The 8,190-nt window shown below is 38.4% G+C and carries 6 protein-coding genes and 1 pseudogene; 1 reads left to right on the plus strand and 6 read right to left on the minus strand.

Features of this window, described 5'->3' with window-relative positions:
- Positions 1 to 160: 160 nt before the first annotated feature.
- Together ACFIL8_RS04215 and ispG are read right to left on the minus strand one after the other, a co-directional pair.
- On the minus strand, positions 161 to 1,312 hold the full coding sequence (locus ACFIL8_RS04215; RefSeq protein ID WP_375688982.1) for an MFS transporter: 1,152 nt from the start codon (positions 1,310 to 1,312) through the stop codon (positions 161 to 163).
- Between the two features lie 502 nt (positions 1,313 to 1,814).
- Complete coding sequence (ispG, locus tag ACFIL8_RS04220) at positions 1,815 to 3,056, minus strand: flavodoxin-dependent (E)-4-hydroxy-3-methylbut-2-enyl-diphosphate synthase (protein WP_375688984.1); 1,242 nt, start codon at positions 3,054 to 3,056, stop codon at positions 1,815 to 1,817.
- A gap of 850 nt (positions 3,057 to 3,906) precedes the next feature.
- On the opposite strand from ispG, the gene ACFIL8_RS04225 reads away from it, so the two are divergent.
- Positions 3,907 to 4,191, plus strand: coding sequence for a hypothetical protein (locus ACFIL8_RS04225; RefSeq protein WP_375611728.1), 285 nt, complete (start codon positions 3,907 to 3,909; stop codon positions 4,189 to 4,191).
- Positions 4,192 to 4,659: 468 nt separating this feature from the next.
- Here ACFIL8_RS04225 and ACFIL8_RS04230 read toward each other — a convergent pair whose 3' ends face one another.
- The 4 genes and pseudogenes from ACFIL8_RS04230 to ACFIL8_RS04245 all read right to left on the minus strand — a co-directional run.
- Positions 4,660 to 5,667 carry an HlyD family secretion protein gene (locus ACFIL8_RS04230; protein ID WP_375611727.1) on the minus strand — a complete coding sequence of 336 codons (1,008 nt, stop codon included), beginning with the start codon at positions 5,665 to 5,667 and terminating at the stop codon, positions 4,660 to 4,662.
- 32 nt (positions 5,668 to 5,699) lie between these two features.
- Positions 5,700 to 7,328 carry an MFS transporter gene (locus ACFIL8_RS04235; protein WP_375613177.1) on the minus strand — a complete coding sequence of 543 codons (1,629 nt, stop codon included), beginning with the start codon at positions 7,326 to 7,328 and terminating at the stop codon, positions 5,700 to 5,702.
- Between the two features lie 22 nt (positions 7,329 to 7,350).
- Entirely contained in the window at positions 7,351 to 7,767 is a 417-nt protein-coding gene (gene atpC, locus ACFIL8_RS04240; protein WP_375611725.1) for an ATP synthase F1 subunit epsilon, read from the minus strand.
- Between the two features lie 108 nt (positions 7,768 to 7,875).
- Positions 7,876 to 8,190: pseudogene (locus tag ACFIL8_RS04245) on the minus strand (F0F1 ATP synthase subunit beta); the annotation flags it as partial.

Consider the following 8,190-nt stretch of genomic DNA (forward strand, 5'->3'; position numbering starts at 1 on the left):
TGACTTTGATTGCTTCAACATACATAGATTTTAAATAAGAATAACTGAGACTATTCAGCTTTCTCATTCAACATGCAAAAACAACGATGCGCCTTAATAAATAAAAGCCTTGCCCCACTATGAAACCCTATAAAATACGTATCGTAATAAGTTAATATTTTCACTGAACTTTTTTGAGAGTTCCTTCTAAAAAAAATACCGCCAACAAGTAAATCAATAAATAAATAGCAAAAATATAAACGAGTGAGAAAAAGCCAAATATATTGACCATATACGCACTCATGTAAAAAAATACCAATAAGCTAAATCTCCCAACGGTTGACAAGAAAGATTCATATGTAGCCCTGAAATGATCACTAATACTATCGTGCAAGATAACTTCTACACGAAGATATGTATACTTAATGAGATAAAAAATCATACAGACTAAAATGACAGCAATTTCTTTTCTTGGTTCAAAGAAAGCGACTGTAGAAATCAGTAAAGCCGAAAGAAACAACAGTAAAATAAAATTCACTCTTTCACTTAGTTTTGTAAAGAGAAAACTAGCCAAAAGCTGAGAGAGCAATATCAATGAAAATGTCACACCAAGATCAAAATAAGTGACATTAATATTATGATCTTTAAATATCCACTGCCAATACTGCGAGAATATATTGAAAAAAATCAATGAAAAATAAAAGCATAAAGAGATATAAGGAACTTTAATAAAAATAGATAACATCTCCTTAGCTTCACAAATGAGAGAATTCGCTTTATTTGGTTTTTTCTCCCCCTTCAAGTCATCAAGAAAAAACAAACCAAATAGTGTTGTCATCAACATTAAAAACGCCGCGATATACCATATATATTGGCTCGAATAATCAGCAAAATATGCCCCGATTAAACTGAATATAAACATGCCGATGTAATTATATTGAGAGCTGGAACCAAGCACTTTTTTAGTGGATGTCAATTTTTCTTTTGCATATTGAACAAGTAAAGCATTATAGGCTCCAGCAATTAATGTCAGCGATAAGGCATTAAAAGTTTCTGCCAAAAGAAAACCATAAAAGCTTGTAGAAAATCCCATGAGAAAGAGCCATGTGGCAGCAAAAGCCGCTGCCAAAACGATCGATATTTTATAACTTTTTCGATCAGCAAAATATCCCAGAGGAATATCGGTAACCATCATAATAAAAGCCTGAAACGACTTAATGACACCTATATCAATAAGCGTTAAGCCTTTTTCAAGCATATAAAAGACAATAAAGGCGCCAGTTAAAATCCTTATACCGTTAAATAAAAAGCCAAACGCTAATATACTTGTCATGCACTCCCCCAATAACGCCAAAAAAGGCACCCGTATACATCATTTTATATCAATATAAAAGCTTACATTTTACGACAAATAGGACTATAATCGCTATAAGGATTTCCAATCCTATCAATTTGATACCCCAAAAAATGCTGGGAAAATGCCTGAAAAATCAATAAACAATGTTCTTTCTATAATTTGATATTTGAAGAATCCGTTAAATATTTTACTGTCTCAAGAGCAGCCAAAAAACCAGCAACAACATTTACGGATCTATTTAAAGTATTCATATCGTTTTGCTTAATAGTCTTAACACACTCAAACTCATTAATATCCTTCATAAGCTTCTGATTCTAAAACAGGCATATCATCTGGTTTTACCTAAAATAATAAGCAACCAACAACAGTATTGACCATAGCTAAAGCAGCATACAACAGCACCATCTTCACATTGAAGACAGCTTATTTAAAAAAAAACGACACACCCTTTTTACTTCAACCTTATGCGATTTTTACCTCAACCTTGCCCAAAGCGTGTATGAATATAATCACTCAAAAGCGCTTCAAATTCTTCAGCAATGTGATCACCCCGTAAAATTTTTACCTTTTGTCCCTCAATAAAAACAGGTGCCGCAGGACTTTCCCCCACTCCAGGCAAAGAGATTCCAATATCCGCATGCTTTGACTCCCCCGGTCCATTGACGATACATCCCATCACAGCAACCTTCAAGCTTTCAACGCCAGGGTATTTTTCACGCCAAACAGGCATATTTTTGTATAAATCTGCTTCAATTTTTTGTGCCAATTGTTGAAAGACCGTTGAGGTTGTGCGCCCACAACCAGGACAAGCCGCAACAACAGGCAAAAATTGCCGAAACCCCATCACTTGCAAAAGTTCTTGCCCCACCTTTACTTCTCGTGTCCGATCACCACCAGGTTTTGGTGTTAAGGAAATTCGTATCGTATCACCAATCCCTTGCTGTAATAAAATACCCAAAGCCACCGAAGAAGCAACAATGCCCTTTGTTCCCATCCCAGCTTCCGTTAATCCCAAATGAAGAGCATAATCACAACGCGCCGCCAAGGTGGTATAAACAGCAATAAGATCTTGGACATCACTCACTTTAGCAGAAAGAATAATTTTATCACGCCCCAATCCTAACTCTTCTGCTAAAGCAGCCGAAAGCAAAGCCGACTGCACAACAGTTTCCCGCATCACTTCAGCAACCGATAAGGGTTTTTCTTGCTGTGCATTTTCATTCATAAGCCGTGTTAACAACGCATTATCAAGAGAGCCCCAATTCACGCCAATGCGAATAGGTTTATGATACCGACAAGCAATCTCTATAATTTCTGCAAATTGACGATCTTTTTTTGCGCCAAAACCAACATTTCCAGGATTGATGCGATATTTTGCAAGCGCCTCAGCACACGCAGGATGCTCAGATAAAAGCTTATGACCAATATAATGAAAATCCCCAACCAATGGTACAAAAAATCCTAATCTCTCCAATCGCTCCCGTATTTTTGGTACAGCCGCCGCCGCTTCATCGCGATCAACAGTAATTCGAACCAATTGTGAACCAGCTTGCCAAAGAGCAGCTACTTGAGAAACAGTTGCATCAACATCAGCGGTATCTGTATTAGTCATTGACTGTACAACTATCGGGCTCTGCCCCCCAATAATCACATCACCAACAACAACACCAACAGATCGACGACGCTCAAGTGGTTTAGATAAAAAATAGGTCGTACTCATCAAGTCCTCAAATTTTTAAAACCTGCGCTATCAATCATTATTTACATTGACTTCCTCCGCGCTTCAAAGGACGAAAATTACACCGCCCACCAATCTTAACAGATTGCTCTCAAAAGGTTCTACCTACTAACACTGATGCAATACAATTCATAGGTAGATTCATTCTATAGACGCACCGGATAAGTTCTACTACTTCTGTTCAAGTTTATACTTCTACACTTGGTTGCTTCAAAAAGAAACTGAAACAAAACAGAGACAATACTGTATTTTTAAGTTGCATGCCGATACCTTAATCAACGTCACCACAAAACAATGTTTTACAACACAACAGATAACGCCTATCAAAGCGCAATTTTTAAAAATGCATGAAAGACATCACCAAATTAATCCAACATATTGATTTATAATAATCTATTTTTTACAAATTTGAATAGCAACCCCAAATATCGTAAGATTTCCTCATTTTAAATCTTCTTAATTGAATCAATCAATACCACTCCCTACAGCCACAAGAGAATAGATAGATAAAAACTCCTTATAAACTATTTCAAGTGCCAAAAGCTATCCCAACACTTTAAACAAACAAAAAAATGAAGACATCGCCCACCATCTTTATGAATGAATCTTACACCATTTTGTAAAAATTTTTACCTTACATCCTTAACAAACACCATCACGAAATGAACTCAAGTACATTAAGAAATGCCTCATTAAACCCAAACTTTTAATTCTCATCTCACCCACGCGCGGCATTATCAATGCAACCTTTCAATGTTCAAGCCGTTATAGCAAAACCCCAAACACCATCCCAACTGTCACACAACAATTTAACACATGAAGGAGTCAATAAATGTGTCTATTTTCACCCCATAGAAAAAATGCTAAAATTAAAAAACGTATAGCACAATTAAAAAGAGAGCTGGTCCCCGTAAATCATTGGAGTTTTCAAAATGATAGCTTTGAAAATATTTCTGAGCTGTTTAACACATGGAAACAAAAAGGCCGTCACGCACTTTATCACCTCAACGAACATGCTACAGAATTAAAGAAAAAAGCGAAAGAAAATCCTAAAAAAACCCTCGCATTAGCAGCAGGAGTCGTTTTAGTAAGCTTCTTACTGATCCGTAAAAATTAATAACACAACCAATAACCTTCCCTTTTAATGCCCGCCTTAAAACGGGCATTTTTATGGTTTACAAAATATAAACTTTACGTCTTCCTCCTAACTTTACGCCCTCACCCAAAAGGATAAGTTTCCCATCCGACCCAGTCTATAATCCAATTTTTTATCTGGCTTCCCCCTACCCCCATCTTCCAAACATGCGGTGACACCACACCTCAAAGGACAGTGTTGTGCAAAACCACAAGCAAAGCTTCCAATACTCCACCCCCCTACTGAGTTAGTTCAAAAGAAATGGAAGTGAGTAAAGATGCATGCGCTTTAATATTCTAAGGAACATTATTTTACATCATGACATAAAAGTATAAGAAGCCTAAGAGCTTTAAAACATGTAGTATAGCAAACCAAACGAAATCTTCCAATGTAAACAACCACTTGCTATAAGTAAATGACGCAAAAATTAAACTGAAAAAACCCAAAATTTCATCCTCCAGAATCGACTCGCTGCGAAGTATCTACATAGGTAACTACGGACATGCCAGGAATGAGTTTTTCAATCCCTTCCTGCCCAGGATCTAAAGCAATCCGTACTGAAATACGTTGCGCAATTTTGATAAAATTACCAATTGTCGTATCCGTTTTTAACAATGAAAATTCTGAGCCTGTAGCAGGTGCAAAACGAACCACACGCCCTGTTAACTTTTTGTTGTTCAATGCATCAACAGAAAAAACAACCGGTTGTCCCACACGCATCTGAGAAAGTTGCGTTTCCTTATAATTAGCAATAATCCAAATATCATCAGAAATAACAGAGACCAATTGTGTCCCCGGCATAACATATTGCCCTACCCGCGCTCCAACTAATCCAATATAGCCTGTTCGAGGAGATAAAATCTTTGTGTGATCGAGATTAAGTTTTGCCAACTCAACACTCACCTTCGCTCCCGCAATTTCTGACTGTAAACTTTGCCGTTCAAGATCCAATTGTTTTTGCAATTGGCGTTTTGTTTCGAGAGCTGTCAAGAGTTGTGAAAGAGGACGAGAAACAGAACTTGCCGCATCACCAAAACCTAACTTTTTACTATCTGGAACAACATTGGAAAATGCTCGTGAACGCGCCAATTCCACCTCTGCTGTATTAATTTCGCCCTGCAAAAGCTGTGCTTGTAATTCAATACTTGCCAGTTTTGCATTTTTTGAATCGAGAACAGCCTGTGCCCGTGCAAGCTGCTGCCGAAAAAGAGAATCATCGAGCTCAAAAAGCAGCATTCCCTTTTCAACGCGTTGATAATCTTGCACATAAATCCGTGCGATTACCCCAGAGATCTGTGAACTAACCAGAGTAACATTGCCCTTAATAGAAGCATTATCCGTTATTTGAATGTTACTCACAAAAGGAGGAAGCCTCCAAGCCCACAAAATCAGCAAAACACCCGTAATGCCCGATAGGAATGCAACAATCGTAGCTTTTGACCGTAATTTTTTTATCATTTTTTTTGCACCCCTCTTTTTATGACATTACTCTACTTTTCTAATGCACGCAAAGAGCATGACTTAACAATCATTGTGGCAAGAAAAATAACGAATACAACCATTGAAATATAAAAATAAAGCCGAAAAACGTCATCATAAGCAAAAATATTTGCTGTTAACTTAAATTTCTCTATCAACATAGAAGTACCCTGCTCACTTCTCAAGCCATTGGGAACAGAAACACCATAAGAAGGCGAAAATAAAGTATTCATCTCACCAGAAATAAGCGGATCAGTAATAATAATATTTTGTGTTAAGGACTCAAAGTTCTTATGGGCAAAATAAAACTGAAGGCTGCCAAAAAAAGCCGACCCCATCAATCCCCCTGTCACTTGCGTTAGCAAAAAAACAGCAATAAAACTTAAAACGTAACGCGGTCCTCGCTCACCAGCGATCACAAACCCTTTGAAAAGAGCAGGAGGCAAAAAAAGTGCATAACTAAAACTCACCAACCCTTGGCTCAACATCATATCTTGTGGGCGCGTTAAATGGTTTACATGACTATCTAAATAAGCTCCTAACGCCAAACAACCCAAAGACAACAAATAAAAATAATCCTCACGCCCCGCCCGTAAAAAAAAGACACAAACAGCCCCCCCTAACAGAATCCCTAATGTCACCGCAAGATACATGGGCGCCATCTCACGATTGAGCAAACCAAAAAGATTAAAAAAACCTACGGGCAAATTTGACCGCTCCAATAAAAAAACATGAAAAATAAATAAAATAAAAACAGATTGGACCATTTCTTTACTGAAAATCCAACGGAGATCAATCAACGGTTTTTCTCTATTAAGCTCAATAATAATAGCAATAGCCAACGAGAAAATAGCAAGTGCGAGCCCCCAACCAATCCATGGTGCTTCATACCACCAATACAATATGCCAACAGACATGATCACAGCATTTAATCCAAGACCAAGAGCAATCAAACCATAGCTTATCCAATCTAATTTTTGAATAACCTTACTACGCACAACAGGAGTAAGAGGCAAAGTATAGATACAGACCAAGCTGATAAGAACCAACCCCATTTCCAGAGCGGAAAGACTGGAAAAACCACCATTTTCCAGCAAATCAGGAGAAATCAAACGTGATAAAGGTGCCGCTAAAGCCGCATTCATATAATTCAAACTAAGACCAACAGTAAACTTCTTTGCTGGAGCAAAAGCCTCCATCATATAAAGCAGCGCAAGCGAAGCCAAAGGAGCAGCAGCAATCCCAGCAAAAAAGCGAATAATCAATGCAGAACGCAAATCCGTAACAAAGAGCTGCAACACGCAAACCAAAACAAAGCCAAGAATTGATAATTCAGCAAAAGCGCGCAGCCCAAATTGATAGCGGATTTTGATCAACATAATCGCTACACTCACATTTGGCGCCATATAAGCCGCTACCAGCCATGTCGTCTCGGCCAAAGTTGCATGAAAATCACCCGTAAGATGGACAATGTTAGACTGAACAATATTAGCCCCTAAACCATAAGCCCATTGCAAAATAAGAGAAGCAAAAATATAAACAAAGCACTTTGGCAAAGGTCCCGCAAAGACACGACCAGGATGAGGAAAAGGTTTTGCACTCCTTTTAGCAGACACAACCGTACTCTTTTTTCCGCTCATGTCATCTTTTCCTGTAACTCTGCTACGCTTCTATCAACACAGCACCATCAGCTGACAACTGCTGGAAAAAAGCCTCTATTTTATGATTGTCCTCATCACTTGTCCCTCCTTCTAACGTCGCTTGAATCTGCAAAATCTGCTGTTCTAATACATCAAAAGAAAGATTCTCTACAGCCACAACGTGCTCTACCAATAAAGAGCAGCCTGAAAAGGTAATATTTGCAACGCCCCCGCATACAACAAATAATTTTTCACCCACAGAGGTGCGAACACGAACACTGCCCAACACAATACTTGCCACCAATGGCGCATGATGCGCCATAACTGTCAAATAACCTGAGGCTGAAGGAAGAACAACAGACACGACCTGCTCTGAAAACACAATTTTTTCAGGCGATACAAGCTCAAATAAAAAATGCTCTTCTCTATTGTTTTCCACAAAAGTCTCCACAATACCCGATATAAGGACTCTCCGTTTTCTCCAACGACTCGTCCTTTTTAACGAAAAATACCCATGACAGTTTTCTCTTGAATAAGAAGCTTCTTACTAAGAAGCCTCTGCCATGAGACGCTTTCCTTTTTCAAGTGCTTCATCAATCGAACCAACCATATAAAAAGCAGCTTCTGGCAAATCATCATAATCGCCAGCACAAAGCCCCTTAAAGCCTTTGATTGTCTCTTCCAAAGGAACGAGTTTCCCCGGTGAACCAGTAAAGGCTTCCGCAACATGGAAAGGTTGCGAAAGGAAACGTTCAATTTTACGCGCCCGCCCCACCAGCAATTTGTCATCTTCAGAAAGTTCATCCATTCCAAGAATAGCAATAATATCCTGAAGCGCTCTATAACGTTGTAAAATGGTTTG

The sequence above is a fragment of the Bartonella sp. AP57NXGY genome, assembly GCF_042195805.1.
In the GTDB taxonomy this organism is placed as follows: Bacteria; Pseudomonadota; Alphaproteobacteria; order Rhizobiales; family Rhizobiaceae; genus Bartonella.